The organism is Paenarthrobacter sp. RAF54_2 (assembly GCF_052113945.1).
GTDB lineage: Bacteria > Actinomycetota > Actinomycetes > Actinomycetales > Micrococcaceae > Arthrobacter.
Window position 1 is genome coordinate 119,220 of the sequence record NZ_JBFRDV010000008.1, and the last position, 24,386, is coordinate 143,605.

Below are 24,386 nucleotides of genomic sequence, written 5' to 3' on the forward strand. Positions count from 1 at the left end.
CCACATGTCGAACGACGTTGTTCGGCATTCGTTGATGCATCGAATGCCATACGTCATATCGTGGGCGCGATCGACAGTTCGAGGAGCAAAGTTCTTTCAGGTGGAAATCGCCGGGCCGTTCGCAATCCCTCAGTTTGCGAATTTTGAGGATGCACGATATTTCTCCCAAAAAGCGACCTTGGCCGGGTCGGAAATGTCGCCCAATCCATCGGAGACGTCCCAGAGCTTTGACATGCGAACGCTGCTCCGGAACGCCGGCCATTGGATGGTTCCGCCGTCGGTAGGATCCCCGGTCTTGGCGAACGAGATCCATGCGCGTTGCATTCGGTCGGCGAGTGCTCGGTCCTCATCCGTCCAGCCCCACTCTAGATCGGCATATGTGCCGAAAACGTAAAGGACATCGGCGCCGTGAAATGCTCTGGCGTAATCCTTTTCGGCCACATCGCCCTCGACTGGCGGCTCGCGAAGGAACCGAAAGTGCCAGACGGGCGCGGTCAGCGTGCTGCTATGAAGCATCGCGGCGTTCCAGGACGACAGGATGAATATCTCATCACCAAGGAGATCCAAACTGGCCTGTCTTGCTTCCGCATCGGAATGGGCGGGATACAGCTCGAATGCTGTATCGGCTAACGCGCCGAATGTCTCGGAAAGGTACCTTTTAACCGCAGCTACGGAGGTGAGGTAGCGGATCCCAGGTTGCTCGTTCGTCACGTTACCGACGATGGAGGGCACATCTGCGGCGCGTCCTTCCATAAACGTGCGTTGCTCAGGTTCGACCAACACATAGCCGTCGATCACTGGATACCCAGTGTCGTACCGGTGGACACTGAGCCCAGGCCCAGGGGCTGTATCAGAGGACCAATCGCCCTTAGCCCGCGCGATACCGGCGGCAAGGATGCTCTCCGGGCTAAGGGCGCGGGCCTCGGTTATCGAGTTGACCCCGAGCGATGTCAGTAGCTGGGCGCCCGCCTCTTCGCCCGCTGCCAAGGTCGAGACGTAGGCAGGATGTCCTGGTCCATTGATGGCGGGAGCCACACCAGGTCCGCTGTGGGCAATTGTCTTATGAAACAGTCCCGCTGCCAGCGGAGAGCAACGCAGCTTGTGCACACTGTCGCCCCCTGCCGACACGCCGAAGATCGTGACATTCTGGGGGTCGCCGCCGAACGCAGCTATGTTACGACTGACGAACCGAAGCGCCTCTATCTGATCCATTAGGCCATAGTTGCCCGACCCGCCATACCCGGATTCGGCTGTTAGTTCAGGGTGAGCCAGAAAGCCCAGACGGCCGAGGCGATGATTGATCGACACGAGCGTGATCCCCTGCGCTGCGAGCCGTTCTCCGTCGTACATCGGGTTATTGGCGGAGCCGAACTGGAATGCGCCGAGATGAATCCAGACCATCACCGGGCGCCCTGTTTCCCCCTCGGCTCCCGTCCAGATATTGAGATTAAGACAATCTTCGCTAAAGTTCTGCTCACCGCCCGCGTAGAGGGAGTTGGGTGCCACGGGGACCTGCCAACTAACGGAACCGAAAGCGGTAGCATCTCGAGTGCCCTTCCAGGGAGTCGCCGGCCGTGGCGGACGCCAGCGGTGCTCACCTGCCGTTGAGGCCCCGTAGGGCACTCCGAGGAATCGTCTCACGCCTGATCCAGGCAATGACGTTCCCCGGAGTTTTCCGTTTTCCATGGTCACCTCGGTATAGACCAATGAACCGTTCCTCCTTGGACATGAGGTACTGACTGACAGTCAGTACCTGCGGCCGGGAGCATCAATACACTCGCGGACTAGGGCAGATTTTATTTGGAATTGAGTGCCGGGCGGCGCGTTCGGGCCCGGGTCTTTGGGAGCGGCTGTAGTCTCCACGTGTCCCTTCAGCACTAAAAACTTCTTGACCGTGGAACTCGCCACCGGCGACAATAAATTGTTCTGAAAGTGGGATCCCGCAATGAGGCAAGAGATTTCTGAGTACCATAAACCTACGTACTCCATTGGCTCGATAGACAATGTGCTGAAGACAATACATATTCTTCGCGACTTCGGGTCGACCCGGTTGTCTGAGTTGGCGAAGATTCTGGGTGTCGCCGATTCGACGGCTCACCGGATTATGGCCATGCTGACGTATCACGGCTTCGCCGTTCAGGACGACCACCGACGGTACTGGGCAGGTCCAGCAATGTACACGCCGGTCATCTCTTCTGAGAAGGTGCGGGCCGTCCAGGAACTGGCCCAACCGATCATCGACACACTTGTTGCTGAGTTCCGCGAAACCGTGTCCCTCTGTACGCGTATCGGCGAACACTCGCGAGTGCTTCTCTCCGTCGCGCCGGAGTTCTCTGACCATGTTCCGGAGCGTACAGGTAACGTGATGATGGCCCACGTAAGCGCCGCTGGGCGTGCTCTCCTGGCTTTGTTGCCCCAAGAACAGGTGGAAAGGCTGTATCAGAGCAAGGCTGCCGAATCTCGAGGATCGATCCTCTCCGAGCGAGACTATGCGATCTTGCTCAGTGAACTCGAAGCGACGCGTAAACGAGGATATTCCCGCTGTGTCGATGCGATTAATTCCGGGATATCGGCGATTGGAGTTCCTGTTGCTCCGCCTAATACGCCGCCTGTTGCCATTGTCATCAGCACTCCAACTCCTCGGTTGCCAGCCCTGTACCGTGACCCTGGCCGCCTGAGGTTGCTGTTTCATGCACGTGACGAACTCACCGCCGCGCTCCGATCTGATAGCGTGCTGGCCGAGGATTCTGTCGAATTCATAGCTTGACCACCAGACACCGCTAGCCTGCAAGTACGGACTGGTCACCGAGTTGGTGCCATGTGCGATTGCAGTAGACCAAGGGGACGGCCGGCTGTTCGGAACCGAACGCGCGGCCGCCGATTGCCTGACCCTCGACCGCGAGAATTGTTGCGCCCGTGACGTCGAGGCGGCCGATAACCTTGGCCTGAATCCAGATGCGAGCGTCTTTGAAATATGGTTCACCCGTATCGAGGCGGCCCCAGAGGGCAGAATCCTCAAAACGGTTGATGCCGCTTGTTGCGCCAAGTTTTGCCAGATGGATGCTGTCCGCGTCGAGCAAATGCACCACGGCAGTTTCAGCCACCCGGAGAGCTGGCGTACTGGAAGAGAACTCGGAGACCGAGAACGCCATCGTTGGCGGTTCGGCACTCAGCGAAATCACTGAGGTAGCTGTGAGCGCTGCCGGAGCGAATGCCCCGCCCGGATCAGCGGTGATCAAGGCTACTCCGCCTGGGTGTTCCCGGAAAACGTTCTTGAAATGGTCAGCGGACATGGGATGGCTGTTTAGGCTCTCTGTCGCAATCACGGTCATTCTCCTTCATCGGTTGTCGCCCTAGCCCGCTTTGCCGGCCCGGGCTTGTATCTGCGTATGAATCACTGTGCGACGGGACTTCGAAGGCATGCGGCACTTTCTTGATGGTGGAAATCCGCCTTCGCTGGTGCGGGAAAATGTAGTTTGGCTGCCTAACCAGTCGAGTGAGAGGGGAAGCCCCGCAGGCCACGAGTCGAAGGAGAAGGCCACAATGAACAAGCCCGAGGGCGCCCCGCGCTTTGCGAAGGATCAAGACCACAGAGCTAACTCAAGACTGGAAAAGGTTGGGGCGGGGTGACCCGGTTGTCGTTATTGACACTCAGGACCAAAAGCCTCTGGGCTGATGGGGCCTGCGCGACAGTTGGATTGGCCAGTTGCATTCTTCATTGCAGAATCTTCGGCGTGGTCCTGAGGGTCTGCCTTTACTGTGGCGCTACACCGAACATCATATTGAAGGAGACCATCGTGTCCATCAGCGCCGAAAATCCGACGCACGAGTCCGTTGCCCAAGGCATGGCCGTTCCGGAACCCACACCCGAGGAAACCGCCCAACTGGAGCAGCTTTACCGCGACTTCGACAGCGAAAACCTCATCCCGCTCTGGACCGAGATCGCGGACCTGATGCCCTTGGTCCCGTCCCCCAAGGCGGTGCCCCATGTCTGGCGCTGGAACGATCTGTACCCGCTGGCTGCCCGCGCCGGCGATCTGGTCCCGGTCGGCCGTGGCGGTGAGCGACGCGCCATCGCCCTCGCCAATCCGGGTCTTGGCAACGCCCCCTATGCCACCCCCACGCTGTGGGCAGCCATCCAGTACCTCGGGGGACACGAAACCGCACCCGAGCACCGGCACTCGCAGAATGCGTTCCGGTTCGTCGTCGAAGGAGAAGGAGTGTGGACCGTGGTGAACGGCGATCCCGTGGCCATGCGCCGCGGTGATTTCCTCCTGACTCCCGGCTGGAACTTCCACGGTCACCACAATGAGACCGACCAGCCCATGGCTTGGATCGACGGCCTGGACATCCCGTTTGTGCACTACTCCGATGCGGGGTTCTTCGAGTTCGGCACCGAGCGCGTTACTGATGAGGCCACTCCGGACATCTCGCGCTCCGAACGTTTGTGGGCGCATCCTGGCCTGCGTCCGCTCTCTGGGCTGGATGACACCACCAATTCGCCCATCGCCGCCTACCGCTGGGAGCACACAGACACCGCACTGCGGGAACAGTTGCTGCTTGAGGACGAGGGCCATCCCGCCACGGTGTCCCAGGGCCACGCCGCCGTCCGGTACAGCAACCCCACCACCGGCGGTGATGTGATGCCAACCATCCGCGCAGAGTTCCACCGTCTCCGTGGCGGTGCTTCGACCCAGCCGCTTCGAGAGGTCGGTTCCAGCGTCTGGCAGGTCTTTGAAGGCACCGGCACCGTGAACATGAACGGCGAAACCAAAGCCCTGGCCAAGGGCGACCTGTTTGTTGTCCCCTCCTGGGCCCAATGGTCCCTGCAAGCCTCCGCTGACGGTGAATTTGACCTCTTCCGCTTCAGCGACGCGCCCATCTTCGAACGCTTGAACTTCAACCGCACCTACACCGAAGGACGCACCCAGTAATGAGACTCCTCACCCTCCGCCTCCTGGGCGGCACCGGCAATGACAGCACGACGGCGGTCCGTCAGGACGGGGGCACCCTCACCGAAATTCCGGGCTACTCCGACGTCGGGGCCTTGCTGCAGAATCCCGACTGGGAAACCACGGCGAAGGCGGCCAACGGGGTAACGCACGCGCTCGACGGCGCCGACCTCGCCGCCGTCGTGCCTGCACCCGGAAAGATCATCTGTGTCGGCCACAACTACCGCAACCACATCAAGGAAATGGGCCGGGAAATCCCGGAGCACCCCACCCTGTTCGCGAAGTACACCGAGTCGCTGATCGGCCCCAATGATGACCTGGCGTTGCCGCAGGAATCAGACACTGTGGACTGGGAAGCCGAACTGGCGGTGATCATCGGCAAGAAGGGCCGCCGCATCGCCGAAGCCGAAGCGGGAGACCACATCGCCGGGTACGCGGTCCTGAACGACATCAGCATGCGCGACTACCAGTTCCGTACCATCCAGTGGCTCCAAGGCAAGACGTGGGAGAAATCCACCCCGTTCGGGCCCGCGTTGGTCACAAAGGACGAATTCACTGCAGGCCCGCTGATGACCTCTGCGGTGGACGGCGAAATCCAGCAGTCCACCCGTGTCTCGGACCTGGTGTTCACCCCGGCGTTCCTGGTCTCCTATATCTCCACCATCATTACGCTGAACCCCGGCGACGTGATCGCCACCGGCACACCCGGGGGCGTGGGCCATGCTCAGGACCCCAAGCGCTACCTGCAGGAAGGCCAGGTCTTGGTCACCACCATTGAGGGACTCGGCCAGCTGGCCAACCGCGTGGTTAAAGAAGCCTGATGGTCGCTCGGCACGACGAAACCACCGATCCTGTCCTGCTCGACGGACTCCTCCAGGCCAGGCGCGGCACCGCGTTCTTTGCCCGCAAGCTGAACGAGTTGTCCGACATGGACCTTGACGCCCCCTCGCTGCTTCCGGGCTGGACGCGGCGACACGTCGTTTCCCACGTGGGCTACAACGCCCGCGCCATCGCCAGGCTGGTGGAGTGGGCGGCAACAGGCGTGGAGAACCCGATGTACCCCTCGCTGGAGATCCGCAACCACGAGATCGACTTCGGCGCCACGCTGAGCCCCATCGCGCTGCGCAACCTATTCGACCATTCGGCGATCCACCTGAACGTCGAATGGCGGGACCTGCCCGCCGACAGCTGGCACCACAAGGTCACGACTGTGCAGGGCCGTGTAGTCCAGGCCGAGGAAACTGTGTGGATGCGGACGCGGGAAGTGTGGGTGCACGCCGTCGATTTGGACAACGGGGCGTCCTTTCACGACATCCCCGCCCCCGTTCTGGCCCGTCTGCTCAAGGACATCTCCGGTGCCTGGTCCTCCCGAGGCACGGATAAGGGACTGCTGATCGAGGTTACGGGCCACTCCTCCACCTTGGTGTTCGGCGACGTCGCAGGGAGTTCACCGGTGAAGGTCTCCGGTCCGTTGGCCGCGATGACCGCGTGGGCCACCGGCCGGGGCACCGCCAGCGTCACGGCAAAGCACGGAGTCGAAGCAATTGCGCCGCCGGCTGCGCCCCCCTGGATTTAGCCCGATGCGGTATGGAAAACTGGCAAACGTATTGTGCCGGTTCGTTTCCCTGGCGTGCTCAGATAGATAAGGAGGAATTGGAGGCCTGCCACGTAAACTACGCCTCGACTTTGTAGAAGACGCTTCTTCGCCCGCTCCGGCTGCTCACCTGTCCGGCAACATCGGGGCGATTTGATTGATGTCCTTTTGGTCGTCGTCGTGATCGTCCTGATCATTCACTTTGGCCGCAGCCCGTCCCGAGTCTAAATCTGTAGGGGAACGGCAATCTTCGCAGCCACTTCTACTCCCGTGGGTTAGACGCCGATAAGCACCCTTCCGTCAATCTGGGGCGGCCGAATCGGATACTTGGAACGACCACGCCTTGGGTCAAGACGGCGGCCGACGGCGCGGCACCACCGCCTGGGCGCGAACGAGCAGCCAGAGGCAAGAAATCACGCAGCCGCGCAGCAAGGGATGCTACGTGTTTCAAGGAATGGCCTGACCGTCAAGGGGCTTCAAGAAGATCACGAGGGGTTCTCACGAGCGATCTTCATGGGGCACGCTGAGCTTTCCGTACCGAATGTATACGTGAGCGTGTGCGGACCCCATACGGGCTTCTACGACGGTGCCGTCGGGATCAGTGATCCCAAGGCATGTGTTTCATAGCGGCTGGTTCGAGGGCTTGCCAATGGCCGACAGACATACAGTGGCGAAATGTACACGGGCTGTCCTCCCGCACTACGGCTTTTCAAGCCACTTTGCGTGCGTTTGCCCGTGCGGTACATCATCGCTGGCAGCGACGACGAACGTAGTAGGACTGGTCCGGGTAATCAAGATACCGCCACGACTTTCCGAGGATATGTCGGCCCGGATGGCGAGCTCAGCCCGCTCAAGATCCTCGTCCATGGTTCTAGGGTTGGTGACGGTAACGCTAATTGATTTCTGTTGAAATTTACCGCTCATTTGGGCTTTCCTTTCAAGTACGAACGTGGAGCAGATAACAGGATCCTGAGCCTGCCGTCCCGGGCTCAGCCGCCATTTCCGACCGCGGCCAGTGGATGGGGGTGACTAGGGACGTTCCACGAGGTGATACCGCTGTATTGTCCTAGCTCCAGAATGACCGGTGTTGGGACTACGTCCCTACAGTGGTGATTCGCTCCAGACGGGAGATTTGGGCGCTTGAAAGGCGGAGACCGGCCGCTGCCAATATGTCCGGTAACTGTTCCGATGAACTGGCAGAGACGATTGGCCCTGTGACACTCTTCCTCGACAGCTCCCAGGCGAGGGCGACTGTAGCCGGTGCGACGTTGGCTTCATCGGCAATTCCGACCAGCACGTCTACCACCCGGAATGCGTGGTCACCGTAACTGCTGAGTCTGCGTTCTCGAGCGGTTCCGTGCACGGCAGCAGGCGTGCGGTACTTGCCCGTCAGGAAACCGGCAGCCAGTGATAAGTAGGGAAACACTCTTAGCCCGTGCGTACGCGCGAGCGGCTCATAGTCTTGCTCGTAACTTCTTCGGGCAAGAAGATTGTAGTGAGGCTGGAGCGCGGCAGGACTAGCGAACCCATTGACCTCCGCGGCCCGCACCCATGCGGCGATACGCTCCGGACTCATGTTTGAAATTCCGATCCGTAGCACCTTACCCGTACGGATCAGCGAATCGAATGACGCCGCAATGTCCACGATGTCCTGCTGTGGGTCGTCGTTATGGGCGTAGTAGAGGTCGAGGTAGTCGGTCCTAAGACGACGAAGGGTCTGTTCGATGGCCGCGCGGATGTTTTCGCGAGCCAATCCACGGTACTGCGGATGCTGGCCCACTTTCGAAGCAACGAAAATCTCGCTCCGGCACCCGCGCGACGACAACCAATTTCCTATGACGGTCTCCGATTCGCCGCCCTCGTTTCCAGGCGCGAATGCTGAGTAGTTGTCAGCTGTGTCAATGTGGTTGCCGCCGGCTTGGAAAAACGCATCCAAGACTTTGAATGAAGTAGCCTCGTCGCTCGTCCACCCAAAGGTGTTGCCGCCGAGCGTGATAGGGAAAAGGTTAGGAAACGTTGCTGACTTGCCCATTGTGTGCCCTCTCTATGGCGGTCCCAGCATCTGCTTGACGTCCGCTGGCTTACTACTAAACGCGTGGCGGGTTTTCGCTGCCGGTGGAGAAGTGCTGGCCTGGCGCCGCACTGGACCGCCAAGTTCCAGTGCGGCCGGCCAGGGTCGAGGGTAGCTTTATCTGTGCCCAGCACCCAGTTCCCGTGCACGCCGCGAATACTAAGAGGTATCTAATTATTCGTAGGACTGTTCCGGACAAATCCTCACGAGATCCAGCGGACGAACGTGCAGCAATGAGCACCAATAAGGCATTGAAGAGAGTGGCCTACTCCGGTTTAGAAGAAGCCGACCGCACTTTTCGTCGTTGCGCCTACGAGGCACCAAGAATTGTTCCTAGTCTCCGACAGGAATGTATGCGACCGCTTCGATTTCGATACGGAGGTCGGGGTTGGACAGCGGCGCTACGATCGTTGCCCGGGCGGGATAGGGCTTTTTGAAGTATTCACGATACACACTGTTCATCGGTTCGAACAGAGTGGCGTTGAGCAGAAATACCGTGGTCTTGCAGACATCGGCGAGGCTTCCCCCGGCAGCTTCAACAGCGGCGCTGATGTTGTCCAAAACTGCGCGCGTCTCCGCGGGGAAGTCACCAATAACCAGGCTTCCGTCAGAGCGAACGGCGATCTGTCCGGAGACGTATACGTAGTCACCGGCTCGCACGACATGGGTAAGAGGGACGTCGATGGGGGCAATGCGGTCGCTAACAATTTCCTTGATCACAGTTGTTTCTCCTTTGATGTATGCATTTCCTGCGAGTGGTCATCAGAAGGGCGGAGCCCGTTCTGATTGTGTTGATGATGCGGACCTAGCCTTTCTTGGACAGGCGGTCCCTTGGATTCATGTCGAGAAGGCCGCCCTTCTCCGCCGCCGCCCAGAAGGCATGGTCCGCGTGGTGCACGATGCTGTTCAAAAGGCTGCGATAGATCAGCTCTCCCTCACCGGAATGCGCGCCGCACACGTGGGCAAGTGACTCCGGCAGCCCAACGGTCAAGGCGATGTGGACGCCATAAACTGAGTGGCGTATTGAAGGGAACCCGGTCTTGCCTGGGTCGTCCTGCCACCGCTTCTGGTTTATTCGACTGTTTTCGAAAGGCTTACCGAGGTCGTGCAATACGCCTCCTGCATAAAGCATGTCGCGATCAAGCCCGAGAGGGCCGAGTACCCGTTCCAGCTCCTCGCCCAACGCGACGGTAAGTTGGCCAACTCCTCGGATGTGAGTGGCCTGGGTACCACCACGCAAGCTCGGGGAGTCCGGATTTGCTGATCCGGGCATATCCTCGATGCTCTCGAATTCCGTTTGGGACAAAGACAGAGTCCAAGCCTCAACGATCTTCTCTGCAAGATCTTGATCAGCAAAGTCTGCAAGTTCTGGAAGGCTGGCACGCACTCCGGATCGGATTCGTTCGATATCAGGCATTTCCTTCTCCTCTATAGTATAGCGTAAGGCTATATCGTGTCGTATGCTACACACCATGGAAACGATATTCAATACTCACGATGTACCCGAGGGCTCGGCGAGCTCGTGGAGCAATCCCATCAGCCGGAGTCAGCCGGCGGGACGACGAGACGGGCGGATCCGCCATGACCTCTGATACCGATCTCCCCATGAAGATGCCAAACGAGACTCGAACACTGACGGAACTACGCCGTGGTCTTGACCGGGGGGAGTTCAGTCCAGTTGACCTCGTAGAGCACTACATCGGGGCCATTGACGCCACTGCCGAATCAGTCAATGCATTCGTAGGCGTACACCGCGCGGAAGCCACAAAGGAGGCGGCCGAGAGCGAGAAGCGGCTCCGCGCAGGGGATCGACTCTCCGCGATTGACGGCATCCCCTTCGGCATCAAGGACGTGATTCACATTCGCGGGCACGTCATGGCCGCCGGTTCCCGCTCAGTCCACGTGGTTCCCGAACTTGATGCAGGGATCATCACCAGGCTCCGACGGGCGGGAGCAATAATTCTTGGTAGAACGCGACTTCATGAGCTCGCCTATGGACCCTCCGGGCTGAACGAGTACGACGGTGGGGCGAGAAATCCGCGATTCCCGGACAGCATCCCTGGCGGATCCAGCAGCGGCTCGGCGGCAGCCGTCGCGGCCGGACTTTCGCCCATTGCCCTAGGCACAGATACCGGAGGCTCAATCCGCGGTCCTGCAACACTGTGTGGAGTCGTTGGATTCAAGCCGAGCTATGGATTACTACCGACGACGGGAGTACTGCCCACCGCGCCAACAATGGATCACGTCGGATTGCTGGCACTGTCAGTTGAGGACGTTCAGATTGCCATGGGTGCGCTAACGGGCAGCCCATTTCACAATGAAGGCGCCGGCACTGGTCGTCGCTTGGCCATCTTCGAGGACTCCGACGTGCCGGTCGATTCTTCGATCGCCGCAAGGCTGGAGGCTACGTGGCAACAACTGGCACGTCACGGTTGGAGCATTGATATCGTCGAGGCCCCCACTGACGTTGACATCATGGACGTATCCTCGACGATCATGGCCTATGAGTCATACCGAGTCCACAGCCGACGGCTGGCCGACGCCCCGGAATTAATCGGGGGGGACGTGCGCCGGCGACTGCAGGATGGAGGGCAAGTGTCGCGGGAACAGTATGAACGAGCTCGCTGGGAAGTCCGTAAACTCCAGGTAAGAATGGCGGAATTGACTATTCAGTACGACGCGCTGATGAACGCTACGATCCCGATTGAGGCACCGACGATCGCCGAGGGGGCGACATCAGGGGTCCGTCGGCAACTGGTGCGGAACACTCGTTTGCAGAACATGTTGGGTACACCGGCGATCGCCCTGCCTGGCAATGCGGAGTCCGGGCCCTGGAGCGTCCAGCTTTTCACTACTAAAGGCCGTGACGCGGCACTCCTTGCGACGGCGTCTGGAGTCGCTAACCAATTGCTCGGATAGCCAAGCAGAAACCGCTCCGCTACGAGCATGCGAATTCTTCTGGTCGCAGAGACCCCGGCAGGGCCGGCTATGGCTTGCCGCCTCTGCCGGGGGACCGCAGGGCTGCGGCCGGACAGCAGGTGCTAGGTGGGCAAAAACGCCGCTGCGCGGCCGGAACTATCGTCGAGCAAGCTACCCATTGCGATAGCATTTATGACAACGCTATACTATATCCAGTGGGTCGGTTTGTTTGCAGTGCCTTCGCATTGACGCGATGTGTTGGTCCGACCTTTACTTCGGCTTCACCCTGAGAACCACTTAAAGGAGAGTGTTTTTCATGACCACGAGCAATAAGACGAAACTGGCGCCGGCACCGGCGCAAAGTGTTCGCAAGGTTACCGTCGCCGGCAGCATCGGCATGTTCGTTGAGTTCTACGACAATGGTGTTTACGGGTTTCTTGCTGGCATCCTCGCGCTCAACTTCTTCCCACCAGGCGCAGAGAGCGTAGCCCTGCTATTTTCATTTGGCATCTTTGCCGTTACCTTCGTCTTCCGCCCGGTTGGCGGTGTCCTGTTGGGAATGATGGCGGACCGCGTTGGTCGTCGACCCGTGATGGTGCTGGCGTTGACGCTGATGACCGGAGCAACAACCGTGATCGGTTTGCTGCCTGGTTACGCCAGCTGGGGGATAGCGTCGGTGGTGGTGCTGCTTCTGATGCGGATTATCCAGGGAATTTCCGCAGGGGGTGAGGTATCCACAGCGATGTCGTTCGTTGGGGAGTACGCCCAAGCGAACCGGCGGGCCTTCATGATGTCGTGGCCGCAGATGGGCACCACAGTCGCACTGCTTACCGGAACGGGCATGGCATATTTCTTGACGTCGACGCTCGCGCGGGCCGACATGGAGAGCTGGGGCTGGCGTATTCCCTTCCTCGTGGCAGCACCTTTGGGAATCATCGGCTTTTACATCCGCAGGAAACTAGAGGACACGCCCGCCTTCGTCGAACTCAAGAGCAGGGGAAAGGTCTCCCGCAACCCGTTGCGTGAATCGTTCTCTCGCGGTAACCGCGGAAAGCTGGCATTGGCATTTGCCATCCCAATGCTCAACAGCTCAGGTTTCTACGTGCTCTTCGTTTACATGCCGACCTATCTGTCCACCCAAGCTGGATTCTCCCGCCCCAATAGTCTGATGGTTGGCGCGGCTGTGATCATATGCTCCACCCTTGCGATTCCATTCGCCGCACATCTCTCCGATAGAAGGGGACGCCGCCCTGTGATGCTCGGGTCCTGTATCGCTATCGCGGCCTTGGCCTACCCCTGTTATCTCCTGCTCGGCACCGGCGACATAACTCTCGCCCTGCTCGCTGGAGTGCTGCTTGGGCTGGCATTCGCCGGGACCGCGGGCGTCATTCACCCAGCACTTCTCGAAATGTTCCCCACAAATGTCCGCAATACGGCATACTCGCTGGGCTATAACCTCACCACAGCGATTTTCGGCGGAGCAGCTCCACTGATTCTCACCGCTCTCATCGGCCAGACTTCGAACATCCTCATGCCGGCTTTCTTCGTGATTCTGACCGCAGTGGGTTCAGGTGTGGCGGTGCTTGTACATAAAGAGACGTCTCACCGCTCCCTGACAGACGAGGCATAAAGCGACAGGAGTCCAAAGGGATATTCGTCGGCGCAGACGGCGACCAGGACAGGACGGCAGCATTCCCACTGATGTCCACGGGGATGCTGCCGCCGTTCGATGCAGTTGGGCTTCTCTAGCATGTTCACCCGTTCAGAGGCATGGTGACTGTCCGGGTCCCCGACAGGAACGCTGCCGTTTGTACTACATCCCCGTTATCGGTTCCGTCCACCAACAACGAAGGCCTGGCATGGAACCGTTCGTCGCCTCTGATTGAGTGAGAGGACTTCGTCCCGTGTGTAGACCGCTTCCAGCTCGCCGTCACCCAGCAAGTCGAGGGGGCGAGTCCTTCAGGCCATCCGTGCTGTTTTCGGTTTCGTGTGTTGTGCATCACCGCCAAGACTCGAGATGCGCACCCTACGCGGCACGAGTCACCAAGCCGTCCCGATCTTCCTAGGAAGTGGCGGAATCACCTTCCAAAAACGGACAAGCCCGCGTCCATCTCGTGCGCGGCAAGGTACGTAATCCCGGAAATCGAGCGCCCAGGGAGCGTGCGACGTGGCCTCCGATGTACCGTCGCTACCGCAAATTGTTTGAGCACAGGACTCATGAGCCCAGCCTCTCGTGGCGGCTACGCCGCGGAAGCTTCAGCAGGGCGTTGGTCGAGCGGCTGGACATCCGGAGCAGGGATTTCGGGCTGCGGGGTTGTGTCATCGTGGCGAGGCTCAGGCATGTATGGCGGTAGATGTTTGCGTGTCGGCTTGGGTGAGCAGCGAGTGATACCTGATGAGGACCCCCTCACCCCGTTCATCCAGTGCCTAGCAAGGTCCCCAGGTACGCAATATCGAGACTGTAGGATCATTGCTCATCCGAGGCGATGTCGGGCCCGTTTGTTTCGTGCGCGATTGATTATGTCTTCGACGGTTGGGGGTTGAATAGCTGGGTGAATCGGACAGAAGTTGTTATCTGGTCAGACACTTATGCTCTTGGTGCCCTCTGACCCGAGGAAAGCGTTGTCGCCTGTTCCGGGGTCAGCGGCCTGGTCGGGATGTTACGAAGTAGAAGGAAGAGTCGTGCGGTTTCTTCCAGCTCTTCGAGCGCATCCATGCCCGCGGGAAGGGTTTTTCCGGCCACGACCGGCCCGTGATTACTTAGCAACATCGCGTGGCTGTCGACGGCGGTGGCTTCGGCAAGACCTTCCAACTCGGCGTCACCGGGGGCGTGATAGGGGAGAAGTGGGAGCTGCCCGATGCGCATAGCGTAGTAGGCGGTGAGCGGAGGCAACACGTTATCCATATCGAGGCCGCTCATGCAGGACACCGCGGCGCTGTAAGTCGAGTGGGTATGGATGACAGCGTTCGCGTCAGGCCGTGCACGTAGTACTGCAGCGTGCAGGAACGATTCTTTCGAGGGCTTCGGTCCGGACAGGTGCCCGCCGCCACCATCGATGAGCGACAGATCTCCTACGGAGACCGTGCCCAGACTGCATCCTGTTGGGGTAACCAGGATTCCTTCTTCCGTGCGCACGGAAATGTTTCCCGTGCTGCCGTGCGTGAGCCCTCGCGTAAATAATGAGCGGGCAGACTGAATGATCTGCTCAGCGGCTGTTTTCCTGTCGATGCTCATGGGTGGGTTCCTTCAGTTGAGGCGGCAACGAGGAGGTTGGGTTCACCGAAATTGCCGGACTTCAACAGAACGTCCAAGTTTTGATCAGTGTGGATCCAGGGCACTCCCAAGGCAGCCTCGGGTCCGATGATGCCGCCTTGAATGCCAAGGGCGCTGACTATGGATCCAGAGGTCTCGCCACCTGCCGCGACAAAGCGAACGACACCACGATCGCGGAGGCCACGCGCGACCTCGCCGATTGCGCCTTCAAGAATCTCGGCAGAACGTTCCACGCCCAGGATGTCCTGTACTTCGTGGAGCTCTGTTGGTGGAAGTGACGAATAAATAAGTGGTGCGGGCCCACCCGGCAGTGCGTCGTACCAGTTGAGCGCTTCTCGGGCCAGGCTCGACGCGTCCTGTGCGCCCAACGCATCCAACCGGTAGGCCGGCCGCCCCGCGCGATGCATTTGCTCGATCTGTTCGAGCGTGCGGCGCGAGCAGCTTCCTGCAAGAACAACTGCGCGGCCCGTGGGCGCTGGCTGAAAGTCGTCGGTGATGCTGACGCCACGGCGTTCCACGTGGGCCCGTGCGATAGCTCCGGCCAACCCAGCTGCCCCGGCAACGAGCGGCTCGTCGAGGACCCCGTGGGCAATGGCGAGGAGGTCATCGTCAGTGATCGCATCCGGGAAAAGGTATCTCGCCGCGCCACGGGCATGGTCGAGACGCTCTCTGATTGCGTGCGGACCGCGGCGTACGGTTTCGTGATCGATCACGACGCTGCCACCTCGGGTCTGCGCGTCCATGAGACGTGTGAGTGCAGAGTCCGTCATTGGAGTGAGGGGATGGTTGCGCATGTGGGATTCAGACAAAAGCAGTTCGTGCACGAAGAGGTATCCGTTGTAGGTTGTTCGCCCGTGCTCTGGTGAGCTGGGCGTTGAGACTACCAGGTCGGTGCCAGCGAAGCCGGCCAGGGCATCCAAGACCGGGCCTATGTTGCCCGACGGGGTGGAATCGAACGTGGAGCAGTACTTGAAATACAGTTGTCGGGCTCCGGCAACCCGTAGTAACTCGGCTGCTTTCAGTGTCTGCCCGACCGCGTCGGGTGAGGGGAGAGTGCGAGACTTCAGAGCGATGACAGCTGCATCCAGGCCGGGCTCGATCACGGAGGCGTCGGGCAGGCCGAAGTAAACTCCAACCCGCAATCCCTGACGACGGAAAGCGACAGCTGCGTCGGTGGCGCCGGTAACGTCGTCGGCGATGATCCCGATCATGCCCCGCTACCCCCTGAGAAAATGCGGTGCAGGGCAACGGCCGAACTTTTCGGTCCTGAGATGACAGGGACGCCCAACGCTTCCTGCAATCTGGCACCGGCTGGGGCGAGGGAATACTGCGCGAGGAAGACAGCCTCCACGTCGCCTGGACGCAGAAGGCATGCGTCAATGAGGGCGGTGACGAGTGCTTCGTGATCTCCCGCCTTTGTCGCCGCCATTGCGGAGGGCACCGTTAGACCAGTGACGCGAGTGTTCTTGCCGGTTGTTCGTAGCGTTTGCTGAAGGCGTTCAACCGAGTCGTCCCTTGCACCGTCGAACGAAGCTATGACCAAAACGGATCCGTAGTCGGCGGCGGCGATATCGGCGAACGCGGCCTCATCGGGTGCCAAGACGGGTACGTCGGAGTGAGTTGCCTGCGCAACGGGACCGTAGAGAGAACAGGTAAGGAGCACTGCCGCGGCGTGCTCTCGCAATGCGTGCTCGATAAGGCGGTTCATTCGAAGGCACAGGTCGTCGTCCAGTCCGCCGCGGTCTTCTGCATCACTAAGAAGTCGGTCGTCGAGGATGTTCCAGACCACCACGTCAGGGAAACTCTCACGTAAGGCGGATTGCGCTGGTGGGATGGAAGCGGGGACGGCACTGATTAGCGCAATCTTGGGGGTGATGTTCATCGGGTGATCTCTTTCATCCATGTTAGGCCGGCCACAGTTTCAGACTTAGGCCGGTACTCGCAGCCGATCCACCCGTCATAACCGGAGGATTCGATGGCCGCAAAGAGCGCCGCCCATCCGACCTCACCGGTGCCTGGTTCATTACGGGAAGGGGGGTCGGCGATCTGCAGGTGGAGTGTGATGTCCTTAAACCGCTCGTACGTATGAATGAGGTCGCCTTCGTCAATTTGCGCATGATAAAAGTCCAGCAGCAGCCCCACATTATCGTCGCCAACTGCTTCGACCACGGCGGCGGCGTGCTCTTGTGACCTCAATACGAAACCCGGAGCGTCACGCTTGTTCTGTGTCTCGAGAAGCAAGCCGATTCCGGTCCCGTGCGCCTGTTCCGCAGCCCAGGCTATGTTGTGTACGTAGCGCGCATGCGCTCTCTCAGGGCTGACCCCGTCAGGGACGATTCCGCCGACAATGTGGAGGAACCGGGCGTCCAACGCAACTGCATATTCCAAGCCGCGAAGTACACCGTCCCGGTATTCGGGAACCAGATCGGGCATGCATGCAAGTCCAGACCGTGTAGGCGATCCGGGCGGCCCCATGGGCGTATTGATCAAGACCTGTTCGAGGCCCGCATTATTCAATAAACTGCGCAACTGCGCCGGTCCATATTCGTATGGAGAGGCATACTCGACAGCTGCGAAACCCGCGTTGGCGGCTGCATCGAACCGCTCGACGAACGGGACCTCAGTAAATAACCATTTCAGATTCGCGTCGAATCGAAGCCTCGTCATTTCGTCCTTTCGGGGGGCATCCCCGCTCCGATGAACAGGGCCAATGTGCGCAATACCATCTAAGTGACTCAGATACTATATTACTGACTCTTATAGTACAGTTAATATGGCAGTACGATCGGTGAGAAGAAGTAACAATAGTTAACAGCCCTGCCCTTCTGTCAATGAGCATGGTCGACGTAGCTGAAGAACCATCCGAGGAGAACCGTTGAGAAAGCTTCCCCTGGCAGATCGCATGTACGAGGTACTGCTCACCCAACTTATGGACGGTACCCGTCGCCCTGGTGAACCACTGAACATCGGGGCCATTAGTCGAGAATTGGATGTGAGCCAGACACCTCTTCGCGAAGCGCTTGCACGGCTGGAACATTCCGGTCTGGTCCAAAGGGAGGCCTTGCGGGGCTATTTTGTCGCTCCACCTTTCACGGCTCGAGAAATGGGTAAGCTTGCCACTGCACGGGAGTTGATAGAGCCTGCGATCGCCGCCGAGAGCGCGCTGCGGCGCACGCCCGATTTTCTTGAGGAGCTCGCAGGGACGATCCAGGAACTCATTGACTCTGCGGCGGGTGCGGATGAGGACCCTGCTGCGTTCCGGCTCTATTGGAGCGCGGATGACAGGTTCCACCGGCTGATTGCCGCCCAGGCAGACAATCCATTTCTTGAAAGCGCCTATCTTGCGCTCAGCGGGCAGGTGCAGCGCTTCCGGCTGTTCATGAAGTCTGGCCACACCAATGCTTCCGAAGCGGCCGCCGAGCACCAGAGCATCCTGGACGCTCTGGCGACCGGTGACCCGAATGCCGCTTCGGAAGCAATGCGCATTCATGTGCGGGCTGCTGTAGAGCGAGCTCAGACTGCTCTGGAGCCTGTCAGCTGAGCGGTTCGAGAGCGGTGGCACGGTACGCCGGCGCTGACTGCGGCCCAACGATGTATTCGACGAACGCGCGTACATCTGGGTTACTCACGGAATCTACCGCGATCCCAGCAGCGAATTCCGTCCATTTTTGAAGTTCCTCCGGGAGCGGCCCGACAATCTCGGCCTCGGGCACGAACATGAGTTCGCTCAGCTGCTGGACTGCGAGGTCGGCCTCTCCTGTGAGCAGAGCTGCGGCGGTGAAGCCCCTATCGAGGACTGTGGCTTTAGGCAACACCATGTCGTCGATGCCGAGCCGTTTGAGGAGCTCTACGAAGTAGATTCCGCTCTGCCCCGTGCGCGAGTAAGCGACAGAGCGGGCAGCGGTCAGGGTCTCAATCAGCTCCTCCGTGGTGCCGATTTCGGGGTGGTTTGCACCGGAAGCCACAGCGAAACCGATTCCAGTGCGCACAATAGGTGCAGGCGCCGGGGCAACGATGCCACGCGCGACCAAGTCGCTAAATGATGGCATCGCACTGATCAACACGTCGAAGGGTTCGCCGGCTTCGATGCGCCGCAACAGCTGAACTGTTGGATCGAAAACCGGGGTGACTCCGACCCCGGTTTGCCTCAGGAAGGCTGCAAAAATCTCGTCATCAAACGCTTTGCGCGTGGCGAGTCCACTCATCATGATGATGGATCGGTTTGGCATGAATGATCTCCCTATATTGAGGAGAGGCTGGCGGCCTGCTCCTGTCGTTGTTTATCGCGGCCGGCATTGAAGACCGGCTAGCTCTTGATTGCAGTCGCTTCCCGGTTGGTGGCATAGCGGGGAATTGAGCCAGCCAGTGCGTCGATCACGGCCTCTGCCGCCATCGCACCAGACCGATCCCGGCCCTCAAGCGTTGCCCCGGCGATGTGAGGGGTCAGCAGCAGATTCTGGACCCCGAGCAGAGGGCTGTCGGAGGGCAACGGCTCTTGCTCGAAAGTGTCCAACGCTGCACCGGCAAGCTTGTTCGAGCGGAGAGCATCAAGCAGTGCCCCCTCGTCGACAACACCGCCACGGGCGGCGTTGACAATGATTGCGCCATCTTTCATCGTCTCGATCGCGCGAGCGTCGATCAGGTGCCGCGTATCGTCGCTAAGAAACACGTGCAGGCTGATGGCGTCGGAACACGCGATCAGCTCGGGCAAGTCAAGGCGCCCAACCCCCATCTCCTTTGCGAATGCCTCATCGAAATAGGGATCGTAGGCCACCACTTCCATGCCGAACGCCCGAGCCAACTGGGCAACTGTCTTGCCGATGGCGCCCAGACCAACGAGGCCCAGGGTCATGCCATGCAATTCGCGGCCGCTCGCTTGATCCCAACCGCCCTCCTGCAGCGCCAGACTATGTTCAGGGATACGGCGAACCAGGTTCAGCAATGACGCGATAGCGAACTCCGCGACGGACTGCCGGTTCACGCCAGGCGTTGCGCACACGACGATGCCGAGTTCATTGGCAGTAGCGAGGTCGACGTTGTCATATCCAACCCCGGTCCGGGCCACCACTTTCAGATTTGGTGCGGCCCTCAGCACGTCGGCATCAAAGAGCTCGACGCCGGCGATTACTCCGTCAGCATCCGCGATGACGTCCTTTAGCGTGAGCCCCTTGCGTCGAAGGTCCGCAGGCCGACCATAAATGACCTCGTGCCCGGCGTTGACAAGAGTGTCATGTACGGTTCCACCTTCGGCTAGCCACGACGTAGTGACCAGAACTCGCTTTTTGTCCATGCCCATCGTTCTCCTTATCGAATACGGAGGCAATACCACATTTCCCGTAAAAAGTGAATGCTGAAATCTCCAGCAGTACAGCATTACCATAATTCTATAGTATAGCCTATTTTGCATTCTGAAGCCTCGATTAGGCCTTAGAATCGTCAAGACCGCACAGGATTGCGCGGTAGAGGGTGAAGACACAGGGGTGAAGGGGCTATGCCGGTATTACGACACAAGACCGAAGGCGGGTTTGGCGCCGCCGGCAAACCCGCCTCGGCCCGCGGGTCAGCCCTCGACGAGTTCGTCCATGAGCTGTTGGCGAGGGTGTGTTCCCGGTAGCCCTTCTCGGCCGAGGCAGATGGTTAGGTGGGAGTTCCCGGTGCCGGAGTCGCCGGTCAGGCTTTGAGATGATCCTTTGCGATCCAGTTCACGGTGGCCAGAGTGCGGATGGTGCCAGAGTCGATGTTCGTATTGGGATAAAGGTTTGCTTGCAAGGACATCACCAAACGCCCGTGGGTGCTTGGTGAGCCGGGCAACCGAGCGTGACTTGCCACCCTGGCGCCTTCACTGTGCGGGTCTTCCTCACTGTTCCTTGCAAGTTGTCGTTAGAGTCGACCCCGCGTGCTTTACGGGTCTTCAGAACGAGTGATCAACGTCTGTGAAGAGTCCTGTGAAGGTGGTTCCGATCGCCCCGATCCCACCGAAGAAACCACGGGCTTCGCTCGCTTCCACTGCTGCTGAGGCATCCTCGTAGTTGTCAAAGTACAGATCCAGGGTCCGATGGGCTGGGGTTTGTGTTCCGTCTTCTTTGGGCCAGACTTTGGCCGATTCGAGCCTTTGCAACTTGGGAATATTCCGCGCCAGGTTAGGTAGCTGATTGAAGGCCTCCTCGAATGCTTCCGGGTTGGGGGGTTGTCGAAGATCAGTGTGATCTTGGTTGTCATGGTTTTTCCTTTGCGTCGGTGGGGTGTTTGGTGCCGGGAAGCTCAGGGATGCGTGTTGTGACAGCTGGCACGGGGCGGCCCGGGCTTGGGCGGCGTCGTTATCTGCCTGCGGTTTCGAGGAGTCGGAGCCAGACTTCGCTGGTGGTGGGGTAGGCGGGGACTGCGTGCCAGAGCCGTTCCAAGGGGATCTCGCCGACGATGGCGATGGTGGCGGCGTGGATGAGTTCCGTAACGTCCGGGCCCACCGCGGTGAACCCGAGGATGGTGTTCGTGTGTTCGTTGATGACGATGCTCGCCCTGCCTTTGTAGTTGTCGGCGTGCAGAGCTGCTCCGGCTACGGCGCTCAGGTCATATTCGACTGTCCTTATTTGATGCCCAGCTGCTTGTGCGGCTTTGGTGGTGAGGCCGACGGAGGCGATTTCCGGGTCGGTGAAGACGACTTGCGGCACGGCGCGTTCGTCGGCGGTAGCAGCGTGTCGTCCCCAGGGGGCGTAATCGACGGGTGAACTCACGGCTCGAGCGGCGATGGCATCGCCCAAAGCGCGGGCCTGATACTTGCCTTGATGCGTTAGCAACGCGCGACGGTTAACATCCCCTGCTGCGTACAGCCACTCAGGGCCGGCGGGCGCACCTTCTGTATTGACCACTTGAAGGGTGTCGTCTACGGTCAGCCAGCTCCCGGGCGCGAGCCCGATCTGGTCGAGTCCGAGGTCCCCGGTGTTGGGCTTTCGACCGGTGGCGACGAGAAGCTCTTCTGCTTCAATGACGGCTCCGTCAGCCAAGGAGATATGCACGGTGCCTTTGGTATCGCGGGTGATCAGGGAAGGATCGGCACCGATCATGACGTGCACGCCCCTGTCCCGGAGGGACGCGACGACGTGTTCTGCTGCGTATGGCTCGACGTTTGGCAGAACTCCGTCGCGTGCGATGAAGGTGACGGCTGAACCTAGAGCGTTGTACGCCGTGGCCATCTCCGCTCCGACGACGCCTCCGCCGATGATGGCCAGCCGGTCAGGAATGGTGCTCGAGGATACCGCTTCACGGCTGGTCCAAGGTTTAGCGTCGGCGAGGCCCGGAATTGGGGGAAGAACGGCGCTGGTGCCTGTAGCGATGACTACTGCGTGACGGGCGGCCAAAGAAAGCACGCGCCCATCTGCGTCGGTCACCGAGACTCTGCGGGGGGCAGTGATGCGTCCGCGGCCTCGGACTAGGGTGATGCCTGCTTGGTTGAGCCAGGCTACTTGGCCAGCGTCCTCCCAGTTAGAGGCGAAGCGATCGCGGCGTGCCAGGATCGCGTTGACGTCCAGTTCGCCGGTGACCGCGGCGGCAGCACCAGGAAGAAGCCGGACAGCGCGAAGAGCGGCGGCATCGCGTAGCAGTGCTTTCGTGGGCATGCAGGCCCAGTACGAGCATTCGCCGCCAACGAGTTCGCTTTCGACGACCACCGCTGTGAGTCCGCCTTGGACAACACGGTCAGCGACGTTTTCCCCTACCGGTCCGGCACCAATGATGATGACGTCGTATTCCGTGGCGCTCATCGGTTGCCGGCTTTCCCAGCGCGGCGCAGACGCAGGGCCGAGACGAGGAAGAACACGCCGCCCAGCGTCGCGTAACCGGCGAGGCTGGCCAGGGTCGCCTTGGGCCCACCGGACTGCAAAATGAACCCAGCGCCGGCAAGAACGGAGATGCCACCGCTAAGAATCATCGGCCACTGCCCGCCCATGGCGCGCCGGCTGACCCCGACGATGAGTTGCACGATCCCGGCAGTTATGGCCCATGCACCCCAGACGATCAGGACGGCCGGAAGACCTGAAGTGACTGCCACACCCAGGCCGATAGCAGTCAACAGGCTCAGCGCCATATTGACGTACAGCGCAGGCGTGGGCTTCGTAAGGCGGGACGCCCGGTAATCAATAACCGCCGCAGCGAGGTCGAACCCAGGATAGAGCAGGAGAAGGACGACGCTCAGCGGACTAAGCGTGGACGCGGAAATGGCCAGAAGCAAGGCCCATACAATCGCAAACCCAAATCGGATGAAGTACAGCTTTCCCAATGCCCCGGTCATGGTCGGAGCCTGAACAACACTGGTAGTCATAGCAATTCTCTCTTTTCACTGGTTGAGCCGAATCATTTGATAGATAGAACGATCGGTCTATCGATCATTGCACATCAAAAGGATGGCTGTCTAGACCGATCGTTCTATCTGCTACGTTTGAGTCAGCGAAGCCAACAACGTGAAGGAGGAAACCAGTGTCCGAAGCGCGATCTCGATTGCTGGAAACGGCTACCCGGCTCTTCTACACCGAAGGGCTGCACGCCGTTGGCGTGGACCGGGTGATCTCGGAAGCGCGGGTTACGCGAGCTACTCTGTACAAGCATTTTCCGAGCAAAGATGACCTCATCGTCGCCTACCTGACCCAAGCAGACGAGGCAATCCGAGCAGGAATCAGCGCCATTGCCACCCAAGGCATGGATCCTGATGATGCCGTCCGAACTATCAGTCGATCCATCGCCGATGATATTCAAAGGGCTGACTTCCGAGGATGCGCTTTCCTTAATGCAGCGGCCGAGTACCCCGACGCGGGCCACCCTGTTCACAAGGCAGTCCTCAAGCATCGACAGTGGTTTCTGGCGACCATGACTGAGCTCTTTTCAGGTACCGGCAAGATCGATGCAGAACCCGCTGCGCGGCACTTCGTCATGTTGCGAGATGGTGCCATGTCCGCCGGGGGCCTGACCGAACCGGAACCCATTCGGGAGACATTCCTGCGCGGGGTGGAGGGACTTCTCACATATCGCAGTGGTCAGTGATTAGCTTACGGGACAGACTTTGGGCTGGCACGGCGCGCCGAACGCAGTGCAAACCTGCCAAGGGATTATTGATTTTGTTGGCAGCCTCCTGCAGCTGTAAGCATGACAACGCAGTGACGGGTCCGGAGATCACGGTCAGATCGATGGCGCCGATAAGGATGGAGAAATTCTACTTGAGATGTTCCAACGAAGACGTACCCGGGATTGGAGGCGCAACAGGCCACCTCTTCAGTAGCCAGGCTATCGCCAGCTGCGCTGGCTAGGGCACGGATAAAAGCGCTTCCTCGATGAGTTCCTCGGCGATGAAGGGACCGTATGAATCAACGGTGTCGATGAAATCGACGCCCGTTCAACGGCATGACGCAAGGTTTGAATCGCCTCAGCGCGATCCCGGGGAGGACCCCAGACTCCGGGGCCAGGAAGGCACAGTGCCGAATCCAAGGCGGTGGACCGGCAAATCGCCACCCAAGCTGAAGATTCCAGAAGAATGAACGGAAAGTTGAGATGTCATCTGTTCTACTCCATCAGTTCAGAAAATGCGTCTGG

The 24,386-nt window shown here is 59.7% G+C and carries 23 protein-coding genes and 1 pseudogene; 8 read left to right on the top strand and 16 right to left on the bottom strand.

Annotation, left to right across the window (positions count from 1 at the left end):
- Window positions 1-129: 129 nt before the first annotated feature.
- On the bottom strand, window positions 130-1,686 hold the full coding sequence (locus AB4Y87_RS10210) for a carboxylesterase/lipase family protein (protein ID WP_442004346.1): 1,557 nt from the start codon (window positions 1,684-1,686) through the stop codon (window positions 130-132).
- Window positions 1,687-1,945: 259 nt separating this feature from the next.
- On the opposite strand from AB4Y87_RS10210, the gene AB4Y87_RS10215 reads away from it, so the two are divergent.
- Window positions 1,946-2,767 carry an IclR family transcriptional regulator gene (locus AB4Y87_RS10215; RefSeq protein WP_442004229.1) on the top strand — a complete coding sequence of 274 codons (822 nt, stop codon included), beginning with the start codon at window positions 1,946-1,948 and terminating at the stop codon, window positions 2,765-2,767.
- A 13-nt stretch (window positions 2,768-2,780) separates the two neighbouring features.
- On the opposite strand, the gene AB4Y87_RS10220 is transcribed toward AB4Y87_RS10215, so the two are convergent.
- Window positions 2,781-3,326, bottom strand: a complete 546-nt coding sequence (locus AB4Y87_RS10220) for a flavin reductase family protein (RefSeq protein WP_442004230.1) — start codon at window positions 3,324-3,326, stop codon at window positions 2,781-2,783.
- Window positions 3,327-3,797: 471 nt separating this feature from the next.
- On the opposite strand from AB4Y87_RS10220, the gene AB4Y87_RS10225 reads away from it, so the two are divergent.
- The 3 genes from AB4Y87_RS10225 to AB4Y87_RS10235 are packed head-to-tail and all read left to right on the top strand — an operon-like array spanning window position 3,798 to window position 6,528.
- Window positions 3,798-4,934 (top strand): cupin domain-containing protein, encoded by a 1,137-nt coding sequence (locus AB4Y87_RS10225; protein WP_442004231.1) that lies wholly within the window; start codon window positions 3,798-3,800, stop codon window positions 4,932-4,934.
- On the top strand, window positions 4,934-5,773 hold the full coding sequence (locus tag AB4Y87_RS10230; RefSeq protein ID WP_442004232.1) for a fumarylacetoacetate hydrolase family protein: 840 nt from the start codon (window positions 4,934-4,936) through the stop codon (window positions 5,771-5,773). Before AB4Y87_RS10225 ends, AB4Y87_RS10230 begins: the two co-directional genes overlap by 1 nt.
- Window positions 5,773-6,528 (top strand): maleylpyruvate isomerase family mycothiol-dependent enzyme, encoded by a 756-nt coding sequence (locus AB4Y87_RS10235; protein WP_442004233.1) that lies wholly within the window; start codon window positions 5,773-5,775, stop codon window positions 6,526-6,528. Before AB4Y87_RS10230 ends, AB4Y87_RS10235 begins: the two co-directional genes overlap by 1 nt.
- A 717-nt stretch (window positions 6,529-7,245) precedes the next feature.
- Here the strand turns inward: AB4Y87_RS10235 and AB4Y87_RS10240 are convergent.
- The 4 genes from AB4Y87_RS10240 to AB4Y87_RS10255 all read right to left on the bottom strand — a co-directional run bounded on the left by AB4Y87_RS10240 (window position 7,246) and on the right by AB4Y87_RS10255 (window position 10,034).
- Window positions 7,246-7,470 carry a hypothetical protein gene (locus tag AB4Y87_RS10240; RefSeq protein WP_442004234.1) on the bottom strand — a complete coding sequence of 75 codons (225 nt, stop codon included), beginning with the start codon at window positions 7,468-7,470 and terminating at the stop codon, window positions 7,246-7,248.
- 169 nt (window positions 7,471-7,639) lie between these two features.
- On the bottom strand, window positions 7,640-8,578 hold the full coding sequence (locus AB4Y87_RS10245) for an aldo/keto reductase (protein ID WP_442004235.1): 939 nt from the start codon (window positions 8,576-8,578) through the stop codon (window positions 7,640-7,642).
- Window positions 8,579-8,950: 372 nt separating this feature from the next.
- Complete coding sequence (locus AB4Y87_RS10250) at window positions 8,951-9,337, bottom strand: RidA family protein (protein WP_442004236.1); 387 nt, start codon at window positions 9,335-9,337, stop codon at window positions 8,951-8,953.
- Between the two features lie 85 nt (window positions 9,338-9,422).
- On the bottom strand, window positions 9,423-10,034 hold the full coding sequence (locus AB4Y87_RS10255; protein ID WP_442004237.1) for an HD domain-containing protein: 612 nt from the start codon (window positions 10,032-10,034) through the stop codon (window positions 9,423-9,425).
- 164 nt (window positions 10,035-10,198) lie between these two features.
- Here AB4Y87_RS10255 and AB4Y87_RS10260 point away from each other — a divergent pair, with 164 nt between their 5' ends.
- Window positions 10,199-11,536 (top strand): amidase, encoded by a 1,338-nt coding sequence (locus AB4Y87_RS10260; protein ID WP_442004238.1) that lies wholly within the window; start codon window positions 10,199-10,201, stop codon window positions 11,534-11,536.
- A 316-nt stretch (window positions 11,537-11,852) separates the two neighbouring features.
- Complete coding sequence (locus AB4Y87_RS10265; RefSeq protein WP_442004239.1) at window positions 11,853-13,166, top strand: MFS transporter; 1,314 nt, start codon at window positions 11,853-11,855, stop codon at window positions 13,164-13,166.
- A 957-nt stretch (window positions 13,167-14,123) separates the two neighbouring features.
- On the opposite strand, the gene otnC is transcribed toward AB4Y87_RS10265, so the two are convergent.
- From otnC to AB4Y87_RS10285, 4 genes are read right to left on the bottom strand one after another with little or no spacing between them, the layout of a single operon-like run.
- Complete coding sequence (otnC, locus tag AB4Y87_RS10270; protein WP_442004240.1) at window positions 14,124-14,771, bottom strand: 3-oxo-tetronate 4-phosphate decarboxylase; 648 nt, start codon at window positions 14,769-14,771, stop codon at window positions 14,124-14,126.
- Complete coding sequence (otnK, locus tag AB4Y87_RS10275; protein ID WP_442004241.1) at window positions 14,768-16,021, bottom strand: 3-oxo-tetronate kinase; 1,254 nt, start codon at window positions 16,019-16,021, stop codon at window positions 14,768-14,770. Before otnK ends, otnC begins: the two co-directional genes overlap by 4 nt.
- A complete protein-coding gene (locus AB4Y87_RS10280; protein WP_442004242.1) occupies window positions 16,018-16,692 on the bottom strand; it encodes an aspartate/glutamate racemase family protein in 675 nt (224 codons plus the stop codon). Before AB4Y87_RS10280 ends, otnK begins: the two co-directional genes overlap by 4 nt.
- Entirely contained in the window at window positions 16,689-17,477 is a 789-nt protein-coding gene (locus AB4Y87_RS10285; protein WP_442004243.1) for a hydroxypyruvate isomerase family protein, read from the bottom strand. Before AB4Y87_RS10285 ends, AB4Y87_RS10280 begins: the two co-directional genes overlap by 4 nt.
- Window positions 17,478-17,685: 208 nt before the next feature.
- Between AB4Y87_RS10285 and AB4Y87_RS10290 the strand changes: the two genes are divergently transcribed.
- Window positions 17,686-18,351, top strand: coding sequence for a GntR family transcriptional regulator (locus tag AB4Y87_RS10290; protein WP_442004244.1), 666 nt, complete (start codon window positions 17,686-17,688; stop codon window positions 18,349-18,351).
- Here the strand turns inward: AB4Y87_RS10290 and AB4Y87_RS10295 are convergent.
- The 5 genes from AB4Y87_RS10295 to AB4Y87_RS10315 all read right to left on the bottom strand — a co-directional run bounded on the left by AB4Y87_RS10295 (window position 18,344) and on the right by AB4Y87_RS10315 (window position 23,124).
- Window positions 18,344-19,039, bottom strand: a complete 696-nt coding sequence (locus AB4Y87_RS10295; protein ID WP_442004245.1) for a molybdate ABC transporter substrate-binding protein — start codon at window positions 19,037-19,039, stop codon at window positions 18,344-18,346. The genes AB4Y87_RS10290 and AB4Y87_RS10295 overlap by 8 nt on opposite strands.
- A gap of 77 nt (window positions 19,040-19,116) precedes the next feature.
- On the bottom strand, window positions 19,117-20,100 hold the full coding sequence (locus AB4Y87_RS10300; RefSeq protein WP_442004246.1) for a phosphoglycerate dehydrogenase: 984 nt from the start codon (window positions 20,098-20,100) through the stop codon (window positions 19,117-19,119).
- Between the two features lie 621 nt (window positions 20,101-20,721).
- A complete protein-coding gene (locus AB4Y87_RS10305) occupies window positions 20,722-20,928 on the bottom strand; it encodes a hypothetical protein (protein ID WP_442004247.1) in 207 nt (68 codons plus the stop codon).
- Between the two features lie 199 nt (window positions 20,929-21,127).
- Entirely contained in the window at window positions 21,128-22,567 is a 1,440-nt protein-coding gene (locus AB4Y87_RS10310) for a dihydrolipoyl dehydrogenase family protein (protein WP_442004248.1), read from the bottom strand.
- Window positions 22,564-23,124, bottom strand: a complete 561-nt coding sequence (locus AB4Y87_RS10315) for a hypothetical protein (RefSeq protein WP_442004249.1) — start codon at window positions 23,122-23,124, stop codon at window positions 22,564-22,566. Before AB4Y87_RS10315 ends, AB4Y87_RS10310 begins: the two co-directional genes overlap by 4 nt.
- Before the next feature lie 155 nt (window positions 23,125-23,279).
- Here AB4Y87_RS10315 and AB4Y87_RS10320 point away from each other — a divergent pair, with 155 nt between their 5' ends.
- Window positions 23,280-23,840, top strand: a complete 561-nt coding sequence (locus AB4Y87_RS10320; protein WP_442004250.1) for a TetR/AcrR family transcriptional regulator — start codon at window positions 23,280-23,282, stop codon at window positions 23,838-23,840.
- A gap of 274 nt (window positions 23,841-24,114) precedes the next feature.
- On the opposite strand, the pseudogene AB4Y87_RS10325 reads toward AB4Y87_RS10320, so the two are convergent.
- Window positions 24,115-24,351, bottom strand: a pseudogene (locus tag AB4Y87_RS10325) (aldo/keto reductase); the annotation flags it as partial.
- Window positions 24,352-24,386: the final 35 nt, after the last annotated feature.

Excerpts from the sequence above, each read along its gene's own strand:
- AB4Y87_RS10210 (WP_442004346.1), bottom strand. The coding sequence starts at position 1,686 with ATGGAAAACGGAAAACTCCGGGGAACGTCATTGCCTGGATCAGGCGTG.
- AB4Y87_RS10215 (WP_442004229.1), top strand. The coding sequence starts at position 1,946 with ATGAGGCAAGAGATTTCTGAGTACCATAAACCTACGTACTCCATTGGC.
- AB4Y87_RS10230 (WP_442004232.1), top strand. The coding sequence starts at position 4,934 with ATGAGACTCCTCACCCTCCGCCTCCTGGGCGGCACCGGCAATGACAGC.
- AB4Y87_RS10235 (WP_442004233.1), top strand. The coding sequence starts at position 5,773 with ATGGTCGCTCGGCACGACGAAACCACCGATCCTGTCCTGCTCGACGGA.
- AB4Y87_RS10240 (WP_442004234.1), bottom strand. The coding sequence starts at position 7,470 with ATGAGCGGTAAATTTCAACAGAAATCAATTAGCGTTACCGTCACCAAC.
- AB4Y87_RS10245 (WP_442004235.1), bottom strand. The coding sequence starts at position 8,578 with ATGGGCAAGTCAGCAACGTTTCCTAACCTTTTCCCTATCACGCTCGGC.
- AB4Y87_RS10255 (WP_442004237.1), bottom strand. The coding sequence starts at position 10,034 with ATGCCTGATATCGAACGAATCCGATCCGGAGTGCGTGCCAGCCTTCCA.
- AB4Y87_RS10260 (WP_442004238.1), top strand. The coding sequence starts at position 10,199 with ATGACCTCTGATACCGATCTCCCCATGAAGATGCCAAACGAGACTCGA.
- AB4Y87_RS10265 (WP_442004239.1), top strand. The coding sequence starts at position 11,853 with ATGACCACGAGCAATAAGACGAAACTGGCGCCGGCACCGGCGCAAAGT.
- otnC (WP_442004240.1), bottom strand. The coding sequence starts at position 14,771 with ATGAGCATCGACAGGAAAACAGCCGCTGAGCAGATCATTCAGTCTGCC.
- otnK (WP_442004241.1), bottom strand. The coding sequence starts at position 16,021 with ATGATCGGGATCATCGCCGACGACGTTACCGGCGCCACCGACGCAGCT.
- AB4Y87_RS10280 (WP_442004242.1), bottom strand. The coding sequence starts at position 16,692 with ATGAACATCACCCCCAAGATTGCGCTAATCAGTGCCGTCCCCGCTTCC.
- AB4Y87_RS10285 (WP_442004243.1), bottom strand. The coding sequence starts at position 17,477 with ATGACGAGGCTTCGATTCGACGCGAATCTGAAATGGTTATTTACTGAG.
- AB4Y87_RS10295 (WP_442004245.1), bottom strand. The coding sequence starts at position 19,039 with ATGCCAAACCGATCCATCATCATGATGAGTGGACTCGCCACGCGCAAA.
- AB4Y87_RS10300 (WP_442004246.1), bottom strand. The coding sequence starts at position 20,100 with ATGGACAAAAAGCGAGTTCTGGTCACTACGTCGTGGCTAGCCGAAGGT.
- AB4Y87_RS10310 (WP_442004248.1), bottom strand. The coding sequence starts at position 22,567 with ATGAGCGCCACGGAATACGACGTCATCATCATTGGTGCCGGACCGGTA.
- AB4Y87_RS10315 (WP_442004249.1), bottom strand. The coding sequence starts at position 23,124 with ATGACTACCAGTGTTGTTCAGGCTCCGACCATGACCGGGGCATTGGGA.